Origin of the sequence: Cedecea colo (assembly GCF_011808225.1) — a bacterium.
In the GTDB taxonomy this organism is placed as follows: domain Bacteria; phylum Pseudomonadota; class Gammaproteobacteria; order Enterobacterales; family Enterobacteriaceae; genus Dryocola; species Dryocola colo.
Genome location: NZ_SOYS01000005.1, coordinates 25,561 through 44,286, shown reverse-complemented (window position 1 = coordinate 44,286; position 18,726 = coordinate 25,561). Strand labels below are relative to the sequence as shown.

16 protein-coding genes and 1 pseudogene are annotated in these 18,726 nt (G+C 51.5%); 8 read left to right on the top strand and 9 right to left on the bottom strand.

The genetic code is table 11. From position 1 onward, the window contains the following. The first annotated feature begins 286 nt into the window (after window positions 1–286). The gene (locus tag E2L00_RS12215) at window positions 287–2,914 is read left to right on the top strand and encodes a bifunctional diguanylate cyclase/phosphodiesterase (protein ID WP_275940756.1); all 2,628 of its coding nucleotides are present in this window, start codon (window positions 287–289) and stop codon (window positions 2,912–2,914) included. Between the two features lie 181 nt (window positions 2,915–3,095). Here the strand turns inward: E2L00_RS12215 and E2L00_RS12210 are convergent, their stop codons facing one another. Then, the gene (locus E2L00_RS12210) at window positions 3,096–4,649 is read right to left on the bottom strand and encodes a peptide MFS transporter (protein ID WP_167611807.1); all 1,554 of its coding nucleotides are present in this window, start codon (window positions 4,647–4,649) and stop codon (window positions 3,096–3,098) included. A gap of 653 nt (window positions 4,650–5,302) precedes the next feature. Here E2L00_RS12210 and E2L00_RS21970 point away from each other — a divergent pair. Further along, complete coding sequence (locus E2L00_RS21970) at window positions 5,303–5,539, top strand: ash family protein (protein ID WP_167611801.1); 237 nt, start codon at window positions 5,303–5,305, stop codon at window positions 5,537–5,539. Beyond that, complete coding sequence (locus tag E2L00_RS12195) at window positions 5,436–5,876, top strand: hypothetical protein (RefSeq protein WP_167611692.1); 441 nt, start codon at window positions 5,436–5,438, stop codon at window positions 5,874–5,876. Before E2L00_RS21970 ends, E2L00_RS12195 begins: the two co-directional genes overlap by 104 nt. A gap of 389 nt (window positions 5,877–6,265) precedes the next feature. Here the strand turns inward: E2L00_RS12195 and E2L00_RS21965 are convergent. Continuing rightward, window positions 6,266–6,399: pseudogene (locus E2L00_RS21965) on the bottom strand (STM2901 family protein); the annotation flags it as partial. Between the two features lie 145 nt (window positions 6,400–6,544). Here E2L00_RS21965 and E2L00_RS12190 point away from each other — a divergent pair. The 3 genes from E2L00_RS12190 (at window position 6,545) to E2L00_RS12180 (ending at window position 7,849) form a co-directional block, all read left to right on the top strand. Continuing rightward, window positions 6,545–7,036, top strand: a complete 492-nt coding sequence (locus tag E2L00_RS12190) for an Hcp family type VI secretion system effector (RefSeq protein ID WP_167611799.1) — start codon at window positions 6,545–6,547, stop codon at window positions 7,034–7,036. A gap of 83 nt (window positions 7,037–7,119) precedes the next feature. Further along, window positions 7,120–7,446: a polymorphic toxin type 44 domain-containing protein gene (locus tag E2L00_RS12185; RefSeq protein WP_167611796.1), complete on the top strand. Its 327-nt coding sequence runs from the start codon at window positions 7,120–7,122 to the stop codon at window positions 7,444–7,446. Continuing rightward, window positions 7,424–7,849: a hypothetical protein gene (locus E2L00_RS12180; RefSeq protein ID WP_167611793.1), complete on the top strand. Its 426-nt coding sequence runs from the start codon at window positions 7,424–7,426 to the stop codon at window positions 7,847–7,849. The genes E2L00_RS12185 and E2L00_RS12180 overlap by 23 nt, the downstream gene beginning before the upstream one ends. Window positions 7,850–8,639: 790 nt before the next feature. Here E2L00_RS12180 and E2L00_RS12175 read toward each other — a convergent pair. Genes E2L00_RS12175 through rbsK form a run of 3 tightly spaced genes read right to left on the bottom strand, consistent with a single transcriptional unit; the run spans window position 8,640 to window position 11,929 of the window. Beyond that, the gene (locus tag E2L00_RS12175; protein WP_167611790.1) at window positions 8,640–9,653 is read right to left on the bottom strand and encodes an aldose 1-epimerase family protein; all 1,014 of its coding nucleotides are present in this window, start codon (window positions 9,651–9,653) and stop codon (window positions 8,640–8,642) included. A gap of 11 nt (window positions 9,654–9,664) precedes the next feature. After that, the gene (gene fucP, locus E2L00_RS12170) at window positions 9,665–10,981 is read right to left on the bottom strand and encodes an L-fucose:H+ symporter permease (RefSeq protein ID WP_167611788.1); all 1,317 of its coding nucleotides are present in this window, start codon (window positions 10,979–10,981) and stop codon (window positions 9,665–9,667) included. 27 nt (window positions 10,982–11,008) lie between these two features. Then, window positions 11,009–11,929, bottom strand: a complete 921-nt coding sequence (rbsK, locus tag E2L00_RS12165; RefSeq protein ID WP_167611785.1) for a ribokinase — start codon at window positions 11,927–11,929, stop codon at window positions 11,009–11,011. 324 nt (window positions 11,930–12,253) lie between these two features. On the opposite strand from rbsK, the gene E2L00_RS12160 reads away from it, so the two are divergent. Next, a complete protein-coding gene (locus E2L00_RS12160) occupies window positions 12,254–13,042 on the top strand; it encodes a DeoR family transcriptional regulator (RefSeq protein ID WP_167611783.1) in 789 nt (262 codons plus the stop codon). 95 nt (window positions 13,043–13,137) lie between these two features. Here the strand turns inward: E2L00_RS12160 and proA are convergent, their stop codons facing one another. Further along, a complete protein-coding gene (proA, locus tag E2L00_RS12155) occupies window positions 13,138–14,391 on the bottom strand; it encodes a glutamate-5-semialdehyde dehydrogenase (RefSeq protein WP_167611781.1) in 1,254 nt (417 codons plus the stop codon). Window positions 14,392–14,401: 10 nt separating this feature from the next. Then, window positions 14,402–15,505, bottom strand: a complete 1,104-nt coding sequence (gene proB, locus E2L00_RS12150) for a glutamate 5-kinase (protein ID WP_167611778.1) — start codon at window positions 15,503–15,505, stop codon at window positions 14,402–14,404. Between the two features lie 291 nt (window positions 15,506–15,796). On the opposite strand from proB, the gene phoE reads away from it, so the two are divergent. Then, entirely contained in the window at window positions 15,797–16,849 is a 1,053-nt protein-coding gene (phoE, locus tag E2L00_RS12145) for a phosphoporin PhoE (protein WP_167611776.1), read from the top strand. A 49-nt stretch (window positions 16,850–16,898) separates the two neighbouring features. On the opposite strand, the gene crl is transcribed toward phoE, so the two are convergent. Together crl and frsA are read right to left on the bottom strand one after the other, a co-directional pair. After that, window positions 16,899–17,300 (bottom strand): sigma factor-binding protein Crl, encoded by a 402-nt coding sequence (gene crl, locus E2L00_RS12140; RefSeq protein WP_167611773.1) that lies wholly within the window; start codon window positions 17,298–17,300, stop codon window positions 16,899–16,901. Between the two features lie 57 nt (window positions 17,301–17,357). After that, window positions 17,358–18,605: an esterase FrsA gene (frsA, locus tag E2L00_RS12135; RefSeq protein WP_167611770.1), complete on the bottom strand. Its 1,248-nt coding sequence runs from the start codon at window positions 18,603–18,605 to the stop codon at window positions 17,358–17,360. Window positions 18,606–18,726 lie beyond the last annotated feature (121 nt).

Below are 18,726 nucleotides of genomic sequence, written 5' to 3'. Positions count from 1 at the left end.
ACTTTAAGCGTCAACCGCTTGTGCGCTCAGTTGCTTATTTTTACTCCACCAGAAAGGGAAACCCGCACAAATTGCATGCCTTACGTTCGCCCGATTTAGCCGTTAAGAATGCGCCAGTCATCACACTCACTGGCGGAATGAAGCATATATTCCTCGCTAAGCGGCTCCTTTCTTTTGTCATAAACTATCTTCAGTTACCCACCCTTAATAAAGACCCGGCAAATCGGGTCGATAATAAACTTGATAACAAGCCAGTCTTATAGACGGATACTCTGAGTAAACAGGCATGAAAAAACATTCTATTGAAGATAACATCACGAGTCCGGACGCTGACTATCGCACCACCGCCTCCTTTATCAAACGTGCGCTTCTGCTGATGGTATCGCTGCTGGCTATGTTATTTGTGGTGGCTATTTTTTCTCTGCTTTCCATCGCCCACAACATTAATCAGGATGCCGACGAGCGCAGCGGCAAGCTGCTGCAAAAAGCCCTGCATAATCGTGTCGATACCCTTTCTAACCACATCAAAGATTACGCCTGGTGGGGCGAAGCTTACGCACATCTGCACGCTACCGTCGATCCTGAATGGGCCTACACCCGGCAAAACATGGGTAGTTCGCTTTATCGCGATTTTGAATACGAAGGCATTTTCGTTCTGGATGGCGCAGAGCAAACCCGCTACAGCGTCATCAAAGGTCAGCTTTCATCCCGCAGCCTTACGGCATGGCTGGGCGCTAATCCTGTGCCCACGCTGTTGCAGTCGATGAACAGGCCCGATGCTTTACCGCTTGCCTATACGATGGTGCTTCTTGCGGGGCACCCTGCGCTGGTCGCAATGGCAAAAATCACCAACGGGGACGATGAACATGTCCCTCTCGTTCCCGGCTCGCCTTCCGCGCTGGTCTTTGTCGATGTGCTGGATGATAAAAAACTTGCGCGAATGGGTGAAGAATATGGCATCCATGAAGCCCGGGTGCAGGATAAAAATGCACCGCATCTGGAAGGCAAGCGCGGTACGCTGACGTTGCCTGTAAACGGTCAACTGCTTACGCTTGAATGGAAAAGCGAGGAGCCGGGCCGCCAGTTAATTCACTATATTCTGCCTCTGCTGATCCTGCTGGCTACCGGCTGTAGCACGCTCGCCTGGATGCAGAGTCGTAATCTGCTCAAAAAAGCCCGCATGTACGATGAGAATAGCTATTTGCTCGCCCAGAGCCGGCAGGCGTTAACCGCCAGCGAACGCCGCTTTCGGGACGTTGCCGAAGCCACAACGGACTGGATATGGGAAACAGACAGCGAGCTGCGCTTTACCTGGCTGTCAGACAGGTTTCCCGGCATTAGCGGACACAGCATTTCATCATGGCTTGGACAACCCGTTACCGCCTTTATGGAGGCCGATAATCTTTCGCTGGCGGAGTGGATAACCCAGCCCGGCCAGACAGGACACCGCCGCCTGCTTCATTGCAGGTATCGCTCTGCTATGGGCCATCAGCGCTACTGTCATATCGCCATCAAACCGGTTATCACCTCAGAAGGAATTACGGGTTATCGCGGTACCGCGACGGATGTCACCCTTGAGGTTGAAGCGCAGCAGCGCGTGCAGTATCTCTCAAGGCACGATGAGCTTACCGGCCTGCCAAACCGGGTGCGGATGCGCGAGTTTCTGGAGGGCAAGCTGCAGGCGCTGCCCACCCAGGCGCATCCGCTGGCGATGTTAAGCCTCGACCTGGATAAGTTTAAGCCGGTTAACGATCTGTTTGGTCACGGCGTAGGGGATAAGGTGCTGCATGAAGTTTCGGCGAGGCTGCGCCACTGTATCCGGGATAACGATCTGGTGGCGCGTCAGGGAGGCGACGAATTTATCTTAATTATCCCGGACATCGCCGATCGTCAGTACCTTGAAAGCTTATGCAAGAAAATCATCACCGAACTGCTGCTCCCGTTCACGATTAACGGCCATGAGATATTTATTGGCGCCAGTCTGGGCGTTGCGCTGGCGCCCCACGATGCGGTGGACGCCGGAGATCTGCTGCGCTATTCCGACATGGCGCTGTACAAGGCAAAAAACTCTGGCCGTAACAAATGGCTGTTCTATACGCCCGAAATGGCCCAGCAAATGGTGCAGCGTCGTGAAATGGAGAACAGCCTGCGCGACGCTATTAAATTGCAGCATTTCTGCCTGGTTTATCAGCCGCGCTACTGCCTGAATACGTCGCAAATTGTCGCCGCAGAGGCGCTGATCCGCTGGCAGCATCCGCAACTCGGCTTATTAATGCCGGACCAGTTTATAACCCTGGCAGAAGAAACCGGGCTTATCGCCGCCATCAGCGAATGGGTCCTGAAAACCGCCTGCCGTGATGCGCAGCAGTCGCTTGAAGGGCTTGCGGTTTCGGTCAATGTTTCTGCGGTGGAGTTTCAGTCATGGGGGATTGTCGATCGCGTAAGCGCTGCGCTGCGTGAATCGCAGCTCGACCCCGGCCGTCTGGAAATTGAAGTGACCGAAAACGCCACGCTATGGGATCCGGAAAACAGCCTGGAGCTGATGCAGGCGCTGAAAAATATCGGCGTACGTCTGCTGATGGATGACTTCGGCACCGGTTATTCATCCCTGAGCTATCTGCGTAATTTCCCGTTCGACGGTATCAAGCTCGATAAATCATTTATCTCCGGCATGCCGGAAAGCGAAAGCGCCAATACTATTGTGGAGAATATTATCGGGCTGGGGAAAGCGTTCTCGCTGAGTATTACCGCCGAAGGTGTGGAAACGCAGGGGCAGCTACAGAAATTAAAAATGCTTGAGTGTGATGAGACGCAGGGCTATTTAATCGGCAGACCGATGAATCTGAAAGCATTGCAGGAACGAAGAGCGGCGATTGATGCCGCAGCGCAACAGCGTCTGGAAGATACGGTGTAGCACAGAAAAAACGGTTGTCAGGCACCCGTTTTAATTTGCCTGCCACCATAAAAGATCAAGTTTAATCAAATAGTTAGAATCCTCATTAAACTGATTATTTGATAACGCAATAAGGCCAATCGTTAGATCGGCCTTATTGTTGTTCAGCGATGCTGACCTGCGATTAATCGTCGCAGACAACTCAGACGCTGGTCACCGGCTTTTGTTCACTCTTCACCCGGGCATTTTCCAGCATACGACGCACCGGAACGATAAGGACTATCAGCACCGCAGCACAGATCAGCAGTGCAATAGAGCAGCGTGCGAAGAGGTCCGGCAGCATATCCAGCCGATCGGCCTTCACATGACCACCGATCAGGCCCGCCGCCAGGTTACCCAGCGCGCTTGCACAGAACCAAAGCCCCATCATCTGGCCGCGCATTCTTTCCGGGGCCAGCAGCGTCATGGTCGCAAGGCCAATCGGGCTCAGGCACAGTTCGCCGAGCGTCAGCATCAGGATACTGCCCACCAGCCAGAAGGGAGATACGCCTGCCCCACCGCCGGTCAGGACATTCTGCGCAGCCAACATCATCAATCCAAAGCCCGCAGCGGCGCACAAAATGCCGATAACAAACTTCGTGATGCTGCCCGGACGCACGCCTTTACGCGCCAGCATCGGCCATGCCCAACTGAATATCGGCGCCAGCAAAATAATGAACAGCGCATTGATTGACTGGAACCATACGGCAGGAATTTCAAAATCGCCAATCATACGGTTGGTGTAGTCGTTCGCAAACAGGTTGAACGAGGTCGGCTTCTGCTCAAAGGCGGACCAGAAGAAAGCGGCGGACACCAGCAGGATGAAGCAGACCAGCAGCCTGGCGCGCTCTTTGCGGTTCAGGCCGGCAAACACAAACAGATAAATAAAGTACAGCGCCACCGAGGCGGCAATCACGTAGACCAGCACGCTGGCGACGGTAACGGGGTTAATGATAATCACGCCCAGGGCTATCAGCGTAACGACGATCGCCACACCAACCGCCAGCACCAGCAGCCATGCGCCAACGCCGTTTTTCTTCGCCACCGGCCTATTCCAGGTTGAATCCAGGCCAACTTCGCTGTCGTAGCGTTTCATCGACGGGACAGCAAACAGGCGGAAGATAACCAGCGCAACCAGCATTCCGATACCACCGATACCAAAGCCCCAGTGCCAGCCGTGGGTTTTTATCAGCCAGCCGGAGATCAGCGGTGCGATAAACGAGCCCATATTAATACCCATATAAAACAGCGAGAAGCCGCCATCGCGTCGCGCATCGCCTTTTTTATACAGCGTTCCCACCATGACCGAAATACAGGTCTTGAACAGGCCGGAGCCGAGGACAATAAACAGCAGGCCGATAAAGAACAGGTTGTCGCCCATCAATGCGGAGAGCGCAATAGACAGATGACCGAGCGCGATAAGGATCGAACCGTACCAGACAGCCCTTTGCTGGCCGAGCCAGTTATCCGCCAGCCACCCGCCCGGCAGCGCGGCCAGGTACATGCTGCCGGCAAAGATCCCGACGATAGCCGAGGCGTTTTCACGCGCCAGCCCCATGCCGCCGTCGTAAACGGTCGCCGCCATAAACAGGATCAGTAAGGGGCGAATACCGTAAAACGAGAATCGCTCCCACATTTCAGTGAAGAACAGCGAGCCAAGCGGATAAGGATGGCCGAAGAAAGTCCGGCTTTCGTTGTTATTAACAGAGGAATGCATAAATTCTCCAGAGAGGTGTGTCGAAGTGCTTGCAGGCACCGAAATGCATGGCGGCTAGGGTGAATGGGCGCCGCTCTTTAACGTCCAGCAATTGTTATTTAACCATTTGATAACCGGTTACTGGTTTTGTCTAGTGCCAACCGCAGGACTTTAAGATGAAAAGTCGACTATTGTCTACTTTTACAGATTTTTTGTCGGTTGACGAGAGGAAGTGATTGACATTGGGCAGCTGGTGACAATAAATTGTATTTTTATTATAAAACAAAGAGTTAAATGAATTAAATGCTATTTTTGAGAGTCTTTAGGTTATTTTTGCGGAAGGAGCGGGAATGCGGTTGGTTGAGGCGAGGAAACGCTGGCGATCTGTGAAGGATTTATTTGAAATGGTTTCGCCGTACAGCATTTTTGGGAAGAACAGGATGCAAACCAAAAGCGCAAATACTTATAAAATTGCGAAACTCCTCGCAGCGTTGAATCAAAGATTTAAAGACTTCGATAAACTGATTGTCAACTGAAAACCGCCATGGTTATTCTAACGGCGCACCAGCAAATTCTGGTGTCGGGAGTGGAAAACCGAACAACATAACGGCGGCAATTGACCCTCAGCGCGTCTTTTTTATTGTCGCGGCACCAACACACCTTTATTCTGCACAATGGTGTCGCTGGTGAGGCAGCCTTCGGGCTGGCCGGTTTCCGTTGTGTCCGGTATTTCCACCCTCATTAGCGTCACCACCCAAAGCGTGGAAACTTCCGTGGTGACGATTATTCTCACACACGGAGATTTTCATGATGACAAACACCACATCAGCTATAACCTCTGCCGGCTCTTCCCCGGTCTATATGACGCTGGATTTATTCGAACTGCTGGACGCCTGCGAAACGCTGTCTGACGAATTAATAGAAAGCAATAATCAAACCCATCAACAAGCCTTACATCGCCGCCTCGCCAACTGCCTGGAAGCAATGGAAGCAGAGCTGGAAAAACCCTTACCGCCCTATCTGATGCAACATCTAACGGTAGAAAAATTAGTCGATACCCAGCCCCAACATCTCGCCGGAGATTCAGAGCTGCTGCGCCAGTACTGCTACGCATTAACGCAGGTATTAATCAGCCAAAAACAAGCGGCAGAAATAAATAGAACGCTAAACGCGCTGCTCTTTGAGCTGCTGAATATGCTGATTGAAGATTTGCTGCTGCCTCGTTTTGAAAAGAGTATCAAGGATTGAGGTAATACAAATAAAATGAGGGGGCAAATGCCTCCTTTATATAGCTATTTCTTAAGTTTCTTACTTGTGATTAATCATACAATCATTTCCCGACCTTTTCTGATTCAATCACCATTCGTGTGGTGAAATCTGGGACAGGTACAGGTTCCGCTTTTTAAATAGGCTTCATGAAAGAGGTAAAGCTGCATAACGAGTTTCTGTTCTGAAGCTTCCCCTTTCTACCTGGAGTTCTTTGAAAAAAAGCACTCATTAAACCTTCAGCCTCACCAGCGTCTAACTGCATGCCAGTGTCAAAGTCGGTTCTGCTATTAATAACCTTTGTTTCTTTATTGAACAAATAAGCACCGCGTAGCGCCTTGCCGGGGCATCAATACGCTGTTCGATGACGTCTACCATTGCTTATCGTTACTTAAGCTATGCGGTTGCCAGCGCGTATGGTGCGAAGGGCGATCTGCAAAACATCAGAAGCAAGAATAATCACACCGTTCAAAAGAATCGAACGGCCTACGAACGGGGCAACGTTATGCTCCTTCTCTTTAGCGCTAATTAACTCAAACTTGCACAACAATTATATTAATGAAGTTGTTACATCTGATCATTTACTCGCCAATTTCGATTAGGTACACTTTCCTTATGGATTTTTATAACAACATAAGGAAAAAGGAAAAATGGCTATTCCAGCGTATTTATGGCTCAGGGATGACGGCGGCGCGGATATTAAAGGATCTGTAGATGTACAGGATCGTGACGGCAGCATTGAGATCAACGGATTCTCCCATAACCTGAGCATTCCAACAGACCCAATGACGGGAAAGATCACCGGAACACGTAAGCACTCCGCGGTGATTATTCAAAAGGAGTTTGATAGCTCCAGCCCCTACCTTTACAAAGCCGTTGCCACTGGTCAAACCCTCAGCTCAGCCGAATTCAAGTGGTACAAAATCAATGATGCGGGTCAGGAAACGGAATACTTCAACATGCTGCTTGAAGGCGTGAAGATTGTCGGCGTTTCTCCAGTGATGCACGACACCAAAGATCCGACCAAAGAGAAGCATAACCATCTTGAGTGCGTAGAACTACGCTACGAGAAAATCACCTGGAAATACTGCGATGGTAACGTTCAGTTTACCGATGCATGGAACGAGAGAGCGCAAGCGTGAGGTATCCAACATTAGCGGCATCGCCTCACCCGCCGTATGATATATCCTCATTCGCTCCCCCTGACGTAAGCCTCGTAAATAACATGATGCTGGCAAGATTTCACAAGGGACCATCAGCACTAACTTACGCATGGTTTTATCAGCGGGTAAGAGGGCATGGCCCGTGGGATTATAAGCAGCGCGGGAGGCAGTTCGAAAGTTTTGGTAACTTCCATTACGGGGCTGTTGGTCATGCTGCCGGGATTCCCGACGAAATATTACTCAGGGGCGCAGGATGGGCGCAAAGTCAAGCAGGAACGACAGAGCCGGCTTTTGGTAATTGGTATGGCGCAACGCCTTTCGGTGATGATCCTAACGACCAGTACTGGATAAGAGCAGGTATCGACTATGCAAAACGCGCGGGTTTTTAAGAAGCGGTACATTCTCTTAATCCTGTCGGCTATTGTCGCCTTTGGGATTTACAAGGTGCTTCACTTCTCGCCATTTGAACAAGAAATTATCAAGAAGGTGAAAGTAAACAACCTGGCTAACCTGTACGTCACAGAAGCAAGCGCAGGAGCCACTACAGGCTTTTCGTACCGCTTATATCTCTATGATGCATCCAAAGACGATAAAGCGTTTATGGCAAGTCTGGAGGACGATAACGAGCCTTTCATAATAACCACGGACAAAGACGCATTAAAGAAGGTGAAGAACGACGCGATTTACCTTTCAGTGAAAGGAACCATCTACGCTTTTCACAATCAGGCGGCTTATAAAGTGCATGATTCGATCTACTCCATACCTGTCTATCTCACCGCCTCACCATTTTAATTAAGAGCATAGCCAGCTTTCATGCTGGCTCTTTCTTTATTTTTTAAAACATAGGGTTAGCCTCTCGGCCTAATCGGATTTCGTCGCGTCCTTCCTGCTTCTTAGCAAGCCAGGCTTTGCCCTCTAGTGCCGCCAGAAGCTTTCTTATGTGTATCTTGCGGTTGTGCGTTTTGTCGCTGCGCTTCCGGTGGCTTTAGGCATAGTATTGCCTCCGGCAAACCCTTTTGTTTCAGCCTGTTGCACCGTACCGCAGTTTGACAATACAGAGAAAGATATATTGGTGTGGGTAAAGGATGACCGTTACTTGCTGCGTTGGACACTTAAGAAAAAACGGGGTCTGGCGGCTGCCTCGGGTAGTATTATCTCTTTGCTGGAAGGATGAAGCCTTAGCACGTTTTCTTATCAGGCGATCGTGATACTCGGTGCTCAACGCCGTAGCAGAGCCGGATTCTTTCCCGATCCGGTGAGTTTTCCCAACATTACGCCCGTTTATTCTCTGCAACCTTTCACAAGTTATTGCAACATGGGGCGCCGCACGAAGCATAGGATATCAGATAAAGATTTAAGTATCTGTGTTTAGAAATTTTCGGTTAATGGCCGATACCAGGAGCCGAACCCCCGGCCTTTGCATTACGAATACGCAGCCCTGGCAACTGATCTATATTGGCTTTTAAGAAGGTAGCCACGGGCGTGACTACGGTGTAAAGAGGAATGTACCAGCCATCGCAAAAAAAGCGGGTGCCAGCCACCCGCTTTTTTATAGCGCTAAAACGGCAAAACATCGAACGCGTCAGGCAATACCCGTGGTGACGGTAAAAGTACGAGTTTGCTGCGGTTCTACCTGCATCAACGTGCCATTATGCTGCGCGGCAAGGAATCCTTCTGGCCGGCAGGTGGCGGGCAGAGCAAACGCGGCAACCTGCTGATCGCCGTTATACAGGATCCAGCGGGTGACGTAGTTCAGCTCAGAACTTGCGAAGCGGGTGACGAACGTGGTGCCATCCGGCGCGATCATGCTGAATTCAGGTTTATCCGTCCAGGCGTCAAGCTTGTCCGCAAAGAAAACAATTTCCGGGTCGTAAAAACCGGGCTCGCTTAACGCCGTCAGCGAGGCTTTTCCTTGCAGGATGCGCTGATTAAAGGCCAGCCACTGCTCGGTAGGCTTCACATGCGCCGGAACCGACTCACGCAGTTTCAACGCCTCATCCGGGATATTCTGGCTGAACGTGGCATTCGGCACATACGCATAGTTCATGTGGCACATGTACTGCAACGGTATCGCCACTGAAGCCAGGTTAGTGACCGCCATCTGAATGTCAAACAGCGCGCTCGCTTTGCGCATCACCACCGCAGGCTGCGCCTGATAATGATGGCCGAATCCCATCACATATTCGTAGCGCCCGGTAACGCGCAGGCTGCCGTCGTCCAGCTCCAGCCAGGCTTCATCCATTGCAGCGCAGGCCATTTCGCCATGCAGCGGATGAGTATCCTCCGGTGACGGACAGCCGTTGGCCAGCAGACCAGAGTGGAAGGCAAAGCAGCCGTAGGTCGCCACCACTTCCGTTGCGGGTTTCGGCTGGCTGAACATATTGCGCATGGTCAGATCCTGGCCGTCAAAGCAGGCGTCCCAAATCATCTGCCCCATCCAGGGCAGAATAACCAGCTGGCCGCGACTATTTTGTACCCGCAAACCCTCCACGCCGCTGGCGTAGCGAAACGCCGTTACCGTGAAATCGCCGTTTTCCAGCAGGGTACGTGGGTGTTCGCTAAAAAATTCCCGCCATAAACTGATACGCGTTGTCATAATGAATCCTCTCAGGATGCGATAGCTTCGGATACGTCGCCACGCACTTTGCTTTCACGCCAGAAGTAAACGCCAACGTAGATAAAGCACAGCATCGAGACCAGGAACGAAAGCTGTAGCGAGTGGAACATATCCGCCACATAGCCCTGAATCGCCGGGACAACCGCCGCGCCGACAATCGCCATCACAATCACCGCACCCGCCATCTCGGTATGTTCGTTATCAACCGTGTCCAACGTTCCGGCATAAATGGTCGCCCAGCAGGGGCCAAACAGCACGCTCACCAGCACCGCGACATATACCGCGCTAAAGCTTGGCGTCAGCGCCACGTATGCCAGAAACAGCGCGCCAATAATGGAGTAAAGAATCAGCACTTTTTCCGGGTTAAAACGCGTCATCAGAATATTGGCGATAAACTTGCCGATGAAGAAGCAGGCAAAGCTGTAGATCATAAAGTTCGAGGCCTCGCGCTCGTTGATATCGCCCATTTCCAGCGCCAGACGGATGGTGAACGACCAGACCGCCACCTGCATGCCAACGTAGAGGAACTGCGCCACAATACCGCGACGGAAGCGGGCATTGCTCGCCAGATAGCGCAGCGTATCCAACGCCGACGGGCGTTTATGACTCGCCGTTTGCGCCACTTTACAGGTCGGGAAGCGGGTCAGCAGGAACAGCACCATGACCACCACCAGCACCATAATCATGTATTTGTAGGGCGCGAGCGTGTTTTCCAGCATCAGCACTTTGAAGTTATGGACCTGCTCAGCGTTCATGCCCGCCATCTGTTTTTCAAGGCTTGCGCCCTCGGAAAAGACCAGATATTTACCCAGCAGAATACCGGAGGCCGCACCTATCGGATAAAAGGTCTGGCTGATATTCAGACGTAACGTAGCGTATGCTTTCGGGCCAATCATCGAACTGTAGGTATTCGCTGCCGTTTCCAGGAAGCTCAGGCCAATCGCAATGGCGAAAATAGCCGCGAGGAACATGGTGTAGGTTGCCATGTGCGACGCCGGGAAAAATAGCGTACAGCCGACGATATACAGCGTCAGGCCGGTTAATATCGCTACTTTATAAGTGGTTTTCTTAATAACAAGGGATGCCGGAATCGCTATCAAAAAATAACCGCCATAAAACGCGCTCTGTACTAATGCCGAGGCAAAATTACTGAGTGAGAACACACTTTTAAATTGTGTAATCAAAATATCATTTAATGCGGCTGCGCATCCCCATAACGGGAATAAACAGGATAACAAAATAAACTGGAACAGAGGAGTCTTATTCAGATACCCATCGGGCATCTGAATTATTTTTTTAGCGTTCATAGTGCTACCTTTTACAGTGCAGGGGGATTATTCGTTTAACGTCAGGAACTCGTTAAATTGTTCGATGCTCGGGTAAGATGATTGCGTGCCTTTCCCCGTGACGCTAAAAGCCGCGAAGAGGGCTGCTTTTTTCATGGCGGCTTCAACGCTACCGCTCTGGACATAATAATGGGTAAAACAACCAATGAAGGCGTCGCCTGCGCCGCTGGTATCAACCGCATTTACTTTAAAAGCCGGAACATGTACTTCCTGCTCGCGCGTCATCCATAACGCACCTTTTTCGCCCATCGTCACAATAATATTGTTCAGTCCTTTATCGACCAGGCTGCGGGCGGCAGCACGAATATGCTCATACGTATCAACCGGCATACCGGTTAATATTTCAAGTTCGGTTTCGTTAGGCACAAAGAAATCACATTTACAGGCATAAGACATATCAAATTCACGTAATGCAGGCGCCGGATTTAATAACACTTCAATGCCGTGCTTGTTTCCAAACTCAATGGCGTGATAAACCGTCTCCAGCTGAACTTCCAGTTGCAGGACTATAAGCTGACACTTTTTTAAATCGTCTGCCGCGCGGTCGATATCTTCCGGAGAGAGGAATTTATTCGCTCCTTTAATAATCAGAATACTGTTACTGGAGTTGGCGTTAACAAAGATAGGCGCCACGCCGCTGCTGGTGCACGGCACTTTTTCCACATAGGTAGTATTAATGCCCCAGGACTCAAGATTGCGAATGGTGTTATCCGCAAATATATCGTCCCCGACTTTCGTCAGCATCAGCACTTTTGAATTAAGCTTGGCAGCCGCCACGGCCTGGTTCGCCCCTTTACCGCCGCAGCCGATCTTAAAGGCTGGCGCTTCCAGGGTCTCTCCTTCCTTGGGCATCTGGTTGGTGTAGGTGATGAGATCCACCATATTAGAGCCGATAACCGCGATATCCATTTTACTACCTCTCAGAAACAATCACATAACAATGATATTTAAGTAACATTATCATGTTATTTTAGTATCATTTGTGACTAAGATCGCGATTAAAGGATCCTCTTATCGTTTGCATAATAATCACCGATGCATTCTTTGCCATGCACTAAAACCATAAACATCAGCACAATTTGATGAATTTAAAGAAATTATAATCGTAAAAACGCGAACAATGGCGCTTTTAATTCTCTATGTCCGGCAGTATAGTAATGCGACGATATGGTGTTCCTTGAGGGACAAATGTTACTACAGGAACATACGCAACAAGAATTGCGGAGAAGGCGAATGGAAACCAAGCAAAAAGAACGCATCCGGCGTCTGATGGAGCTGTTAAAGAAGACCGACCGGATCCATCTTAAAGAGGCCGCCCGCATGCTGGAAGTCTCTGTGATGACCATTCGCCGGGACCTCAGCCAGGAAGATGAACCGCTGCCGCTCACGCTGTTGGGCGGCTATATCGTGATGGTGAACAAACCGGCCTCTTCGCCGGCCAACGCGCCACGGCCAGGCGACAGGAGCCACCACCGGGATGATTTGCCCGTGGCGATTCTAACGGCCGGTATGGTGAGTGAAAACGATCTGGTGTTTTTTGATAACGGGCCGGAAATGCCGCTGGCGATCGGCATGATCCCGGATGACATTACCTTTACCGGCATTTGCTACTCGCACCGGGTGTTTTTAGCGCTGAATGAAAAGCCCAACGCCACTGCTGTTCTGTGCGGCGGCACCTATCGGGCAAAAAGCGATGCGTTTTACGATGCCAACAACCCGTCGCCGCTGGATTCGCTCAATCCGCGGAAAGTTTTTATTTCTGCCAGCGGCGTGCACGAACACTTTGGCGTTAGCTGGTTTAATCCGGACGATCTTGCCATTAAGCGCAAAGCTATGGAGCGCGGATTACGCAAGATCCTGCTAACGCGCCATGCGTTGTTTGATGAAGTCGCCCCCGCCAGTATTGGCCCGCTTTCGGCGTTTGACGTGTTGATTAGCGATCGCCCGATACCGGCAGATTATGCTGCACACTGTCGGAACGGCTTCGTCAAGGTCATCACCCCCGATTCAGAGAGCGAGTAACGACAGGCTCCGGAAGTGCGTCGTGAAGAGCGGTAAAAAATAAAAAGGCGGAGACCGGGCCGCTGCCTGGTATCCGCCTTTTCATTACTTATCAATCAGGTACGAATCGTATCGTCGCCGAAACCAATCCATTTATAGGTAGTGAGCGCTTCCAGGCCCATCGGACCGCGGGCGTGGAGTTTTTGCGTGCTCACCGCCACTTCTGCCCCAAGGCCAAACTGGGCGCCGTCGGTAAAGCGCGTGGAGGCATTTACGTACACCGCCGAGGAATCCACTTCGTTCACAAAGCGGTTCGCGTTGCGTAACGTGCGGGTCAGGATCGCATCGGAATGCTGTGTGCCATGCTCGCGAATGTGGCCGATGGCATCGTCCAGGTCCGCCACAACTTTCACATTCAAATGCAGCGACAGCCATTCGTCGTCGTACTCTTCCGCTTTGACCGCCAGCACTTCTGCCGGGCCATTTTGCAACAGCGGCAGGGATTTTTCGTCCGCGTGCAACGTAACGCCAGACTCCGCCATCTGCTTGCTGAGCGCGGGCAGGAAAGTTGCCGCGATGCCCTGATGTACCAGTAGCGTTTCCAGCGTGTTACAGGTGCTTGGGCGCTGAGTTTTGGCATTAACGATAATTTTCAGTGCCGGTTCGACTTCCGCCGTGTCATCCACAAAAGTATGGCAAACGCCAATCCCGCCGGTGATAACCGGAATGGTAGATTGTTCGCGGCAAAGTTTATGCAGCCCTGCGCCGCCGCGTGGGATCAGCATATCTACGTAGCGATCCATTTTCAGCAGCTCGTTGACCAGGGCGCGATCCGGGCTTTCAATTGCCTGCACCGCCGCGGCTGGCAAGCCGCATTCGACCAGCGCCTGCTGGATGACTTTTACGGTTGCCGCGTTAGTGCGCCACGTTTCTTTGCCGCCACGCAGAATAGCGGCGTTGCCGGTTTTCAGGCACAGGGAGGCAACGTCTACCGTCACGTTAGGGCGCGCTTCGTAGATCACACCGATCACGCCCAGCGGCACGCGGCGGCGCTCAAGGCGCAGGCCGCTGTCTAACAGGCCGCCGTCGATCACCTGCCCTACCGGATCGGCAAGATTGCACACCTGCCGCACGTCATCAGCGATGCTTTTCAGGCGCGCGGGCGTAAGTTGCAGGCGGTCAAGCATCGCTTCGCTCAGGCCGTTACGGCGAGCCTCCAGCACGTCCTGTTCGTTAGCGATGAGAATTTCTTCGGCCTGCGCTTCCAGGTAATCCGCCATGCGTTGCAGCACGCGATTTTTTTCCTGGCCTGAGAGCAGCGCCATTTTATAAGAAGCCGCTTTGGCGTCTTTGCCCATTTGTTCCAGCATTACCAGCTCCTTAGTTAACGATCATATCGTCCCGATGGACCGCAACCGGGCCATATTCATAGCCGAGGATCGCATCGATCTGTTGTGAGTGGTGGCCTGCGATAAGGCGTAGCGCATCGCTGTTATAGCGGCAGACGCCGTGGGCCACATCGCGCCCTTCAAGGCTGCGGATACGAATAACTTCACCGCGGGAGAAGTTGCCGTTCACGCTTTTAATGCCTTTTGGCAACAGCGAGCTACCGCGTTCGAGAATGGCGGACAAAGCGCCGTCATCAACGGTGATTTCTCCCGCAGGCGGCGCGCCGAAAATCCAACGCTTGCGATTTTCCAGCGGAGAAAGCTGCGCATGGAAACGCGTGCCGACCGGCGTGCCGGCCATCACATCGCCGATTACGCCAGGTTTGCTGCCAGCGGCGATAATCACATCGATGCCCGCACGGCAGGCTACATCCGCTGCCTGTAATTTGGTGCCCATACCGCCGGTTCCCAGGCCAGAGACGCTATCTCCTGCAACCGCACGCAACGCATCGTCTATGCCGTGAACTTCTTTGATAAGTTCTGCTGCCGGGTTATTGCGCGGGTCGGCGGTGTACAGTCCCAGTTGATCGGTCAGCAGCAAGAGTTTATCTGCTCCAGCCAGAATAGCGGCCAGCGCGGAGAGGTTATCGTTATCGCCGACTTTGATTTCTGCGGTTGCCACCGCATCGTTTTCGTTAATTATCGGCACGATATTGTTATCAAGCAGCGCCCGGAGCGTATCGCGGGCGTTCAGAAAGCGCTCGCGGTCTTCCATATCGGCGCGAGTAAGCAACATCTGCCCGACGTGAATACCATAAATAGAAAAGAGCTGTTCCCAAAGCTGAATCAAGCGGCTTTGGCCGACGGCCGCCAGCAGCTGTTTGGAAGCGATGGTTGCCGGAAGTTCGGGATAGCCCAAATGCTCACGCCCCGCAGCAATAGCCCCGGAGGTAACAATAACGATGCGATGCCCGCTCGCGTGAAGCTGCGCGCACTGGCGCACGAGCTCAACGATATGGGCGCGGTTCAGGCGGCGTGAGCCACCGGTTAATACGCTGGTGCCAAGTTTTACTACCAGCGTCTGGCTGTCACTCATGATTCTCTGCCGTTTCAACGAAATTAGAAAAATTAAAGGCCAGATGACGTTGTAGCAGGACTGGCACGGCTTGCCAACAGGCTCTACGGGAAAACACGCAACAAACCCAGGCGAACCGGCAAGCGTAGCGGTAAAATTTGACGTTTTTGTGACGAAAAAAATTTATTATCTTTATTTAAACTTTATCTTAAGTTGTCATAAATCTTTCATCTCCGAACGTTAAAACTTTCTGCGTTTTTTAACGGGATATCGCCCGATTAAATTTAGCGCGTAAACACATTGGGATGAAAAATGAAAACGACCACTCTGGCATTAATGGTAATGGGTATTGTTGCTTCAGCCACTTCTCAGGCTGCGGAAATTTATAATAAGGACGGCAACAAGCTTAATCTTTACGGCAAAGTCAAAGCGATGCATTACATCAGCGACGATTCCAGTAAAGACGGCGACCAGACCTATGTGCGTTTTGGTTTTAAAGGTGAAACTCAGATTAACGATCAATTGACCGGCTACGGCCAGTGGGAAGCTGAATTTTCCGGTAATAAAGACGAAAGTAATTCGACTACTAAAACACGTTACGCTTTCGCCGGTATTAAATATGCCAACTTTGGTTCTTTCGATTACGGCCGCAGCCTGGGCGCGTTGTATGACGTGGAAGCCTGGACCGATATGTTCCCGGAATTTGGCGGTGAATCATCAGCCAGAACCGATAACTTTATGACCAAGCGCGCTTCTGGTCTGGCAACGTTCCGCAGCACCGATTTCTTCGGCGTGGTCGACGGTCTGAACCTGACGCTGCAATATCAAGGTAAAAACGAAAGCCGCGATGTTTCTAAGCAGAACGGCGACGGCTTCGGTACGGCGTTAAATTATGACTTCGGCGGCAGCGACTTCCAGGTTGGCGGCGCTTACACCACCTCTGACCGTACCGATGCGCAGCAGCTACAGGCGCGTGGCGAAGGCGACAAAGCGGATGCCTGGGCCGCCGGCGTGAAATACGATGCGAATAACGTTTACATCGCTTCGATGTATTCCGAAACGCGTAATATGACCCCAATTTCCGGTGGCTTTGCTAATAAAACGCAGAGCTTTGAAGCCGTAGTGCAATATCAGTTTAATTTCGGTCTGCGCCCATCACTGGCTTATGTACAGCAGAAAGGAAAGGAAATCGAAGGCGTTGGCGATGCGGATCTGATGAAATATATTGATGTTGGCGCAACCTACTACTTCAATAAAAATATGTCAGCATTCGTCGATTACAAAATTAACCAGCTGGATAGCGATAATCCGCTCGGCATTAATAACGATGATATCGTTGCCTTAGGTATGGTCTATCAGTTCTAATCCATCCGGGAAGAAAAAGCCCTTCTCATTTTGAGAAGGGCTTTATAATTTATGCAGAAAGTTTGACTGGCTTATCTAAAAAGTCTTTGGCAGGAACCAGGTCCATATTTAACGTCTTTAACAGATCGCGTAAACGCTCGTGGAATCCGCGCAGCGTTTGTTCCAGTCTATCGTCCACTTCTTTATCTTTGGAGGCCTTCGTCGTCCAGTTACCGTCTTTGTCGAACAGACCAAAGTGATAAGTGTAGGTAAATTGCTTTTCCTGCGCTTCCAGTTCCATCCACCAGCCCCAGAACTCACGCACCTCCGGTGCAGGTTTCACGTTGACGCAAACCGCCAGGCAGTCGAAGAAGAAACGGTTGCCTTCGCACTGCTCTTCCCGGATATAGGGGCCAAGGGCGGCAAATTTTTTGATCAGTCTACCTTTCGGGTGTCCACTCGGTAACGTCATTACGATCTCCTTTTGTGAAGTCATTGTTTTACCAAACCGATAAAATTTAGCAAATTTTTAACGTAATCTTTGTTTGATCCAAACGGTGATTTCTTGCAGAGCCTTGTCAAAATTCTTATACACCGGGTCTGGAGAGATAGACAGTAGCCTGCCGTCGGCAGATGACGAAGTGATTAAACGCGACTCTTCCTGCGGACTAAATAGATCGTTGGCCCAGAAGCCCGACAGCATTGGCGTTGGGCAACGACGGCCCAGCAGCCCCTGCGTCTTTAACGAGTATCGATTTAACTCGACGCTTAGCGCGCTGTCCGACGCATCGTTCATGCCAAGGCGGCTTGCAAGAACGTCAATATACATTTCCGGGATCTGCACCTGGCGCTGCGGATCGTTTAGCAGGTTATGCACCACCGGACCAAGACAGGCGACAGCTTTAAGGCGCGGCGCTTCAAGGTAGGCGAGGCGGACCGCAACGTTTGCACCAAAGCGGAAACCAAACGCGGCAACGCGGGTATGATCGACCCATGGAACGTTCGGCAGCGCTTTTAACACATGCTGGTGAAGCAGGCTGGAATCTTGGGTGAGCTTCCATTTTGAAGAATATCCCACCGACGGCATATCGATGGTCAACATCGCGATGCCCTGTGGCGCGAGGTATTTTTCAAACAGGGTGTAATAGTCGCTTTGCAGGGCGTCCAGGCCACCGCACATCAGCACGGTCGGGAACGGCCCTTCCGCATTCTTTGGCATATGCAGAAAGCCGATAATCGGGCTGCCGCCGGTGACAGGGAATTCCAGTTCGCGCAGGTTCCCGGAAAGTCGTGGAGCCGCTTCTTCAAAAGCCCGGTTGGCAAGTACCTGCGCCTGTTCGGCCAGCACGTCACCCTTCAGATGCGGATACGCCGCAATACTGTAGAGGTTCGCCGCCTGGAGCCAGTATTTGCCGCTCAAAGCCTCGTCGGCTTCCTGACTGGCTTTTTGTTGCCACTGCATCGCCTGCTTCGACCACTCGTAAATCCAGTTACCGTTGCGATAGCCAACAACGGTGTCGTACAACTCATCGTTCGTGCGTTCTTCTTTACAACAGGCAATGCGCGCCTGCACATCGAGAATTTCACGCGGATCGACGCCACGCCAGACCCACATTAACCGGTTGACCATGCGATACCAGTGCGGAGCGGATTTGCCTTCCAGCGCGGATTGAATAGCAGGGGCAGCGTGGTGCAAAGAGCGACGAACTAACGTCGATGTCTCCGGATGTTTAAATCGGGGTTTAAAAAGAACTTCACTAAGGTTGGCCTGTGACATCGCTTTTCTGCCTCCATGAAAACGTCAGGAACGCAGTATTGTACTCTGTCGCTGGCTAAATAACACAAACGCCCGGCGGTGCCGGGCGTAAATCAGTGCAAATCTTCATACCTGCCCTATA

Coding starts and splice junctions, on each gene's coding strand:
- phoE (WP_167611776.1), top strand. CDS start 15,797: ATGAAAACGACCACTCTGGCATTAATGGTAATGGGTATTGTTGCTTCA.
- proA (WP_167611781.1), bottom strand. CDS start 14,391: ATGCTGGAACAAATGGGCAAAGACGCCAAAGCGGCTTCTTATAAAATG.
- frsA (WP_167611770.1), bottom strand. CDS start 18,605: ATGTCACAGGCCAACCTTAGTGAAGTTCTTTTTAAACCCCGATTTAAA.
- E2L00_RS21970 (WP_167611801.1), top strand. CDS start 5,303: ATGGTGTCGCTGGTGAGGCAGCCTTCGGGCTGGCCGGTTTCCGTTGTG.
- E2L00_RS12180 (WP_167611793.1), top strand. CDS start 7,424: ATGCAAAACGCGCGGGTTTTTAAGAAGCGGTACATTCTCTTAATCCTG.
- E2L00_RS12190 (WP_167611799.1), top strand. CDS start 6,545: ATGGCTATTCCAGCGTATTTATGGCTCAGGGATGACGGCGGCGCGGAT.
- E2L00_RS12195 (WP_167611692.1), top strand. CDS start 5,436: ATGATGACAAACACCACATCAGCTATAACCTCTGCCGGCTCTTCCCCG.
- rbsK (WP_167611785.1), bottom strand. CDS start 11,929: ATGGATATCGCGGTTATCGGCTCTAATATGGTGGATCTCATCACCTAC.
- proB (WP_167611778.1), bottom strand. CDS start 15,505: ATGAGTGACAGCCAGACGCTGGTAGTAAAACTTGGCACCAGCGTATTA.
- E2L00_RS12210 (WP_167611807.1), bottom strand. CDS start 4,649: ATGCATTCCTCTGTTAATAACAACGAAAGCCGGACTTTCTTCGGCCAT.
- crl (WP_167611773.1), bottom strand. CDS start 17,300: ATGACGTTACCGAGTGGACACCCGAAAGGTAGACTGATCAAAAAATTT.
- E2L00_RS12175 (WP_167611790.1), bottom strand. CDS start 9,653: ATGACAACGCGTATCAGTTTATGGCGGGAATTTTTTAGCGAACACCCA.
- E2L00_RS12160 (WP_167611783.1), top strand. CDS start 12,254: ATGGAAACCAAGCAAAAAGAACGCATCCGGCGTCTGATGGAGCTGTTA.
- E2L00_RS12185 (WP_167611796.1), top strand. CDS start 7,120: ATGATGCTGGCAAGATTTCACAAGGGACCATCAGCACTAACTTACGCA.
- E2L00_RS12215 (WP_275940756.1), top strand. CDS start 287: ATGAAAAAACATTCTATTGAAGATAACATCACGAGTCCGGACGCTGAC.
- fucP (WP_167611788.1), bottom strand. CDS start 10,981: ATGAACGCTAAAAAAATAATTCAGATGCCCGATGGGTATCTGAATAAG.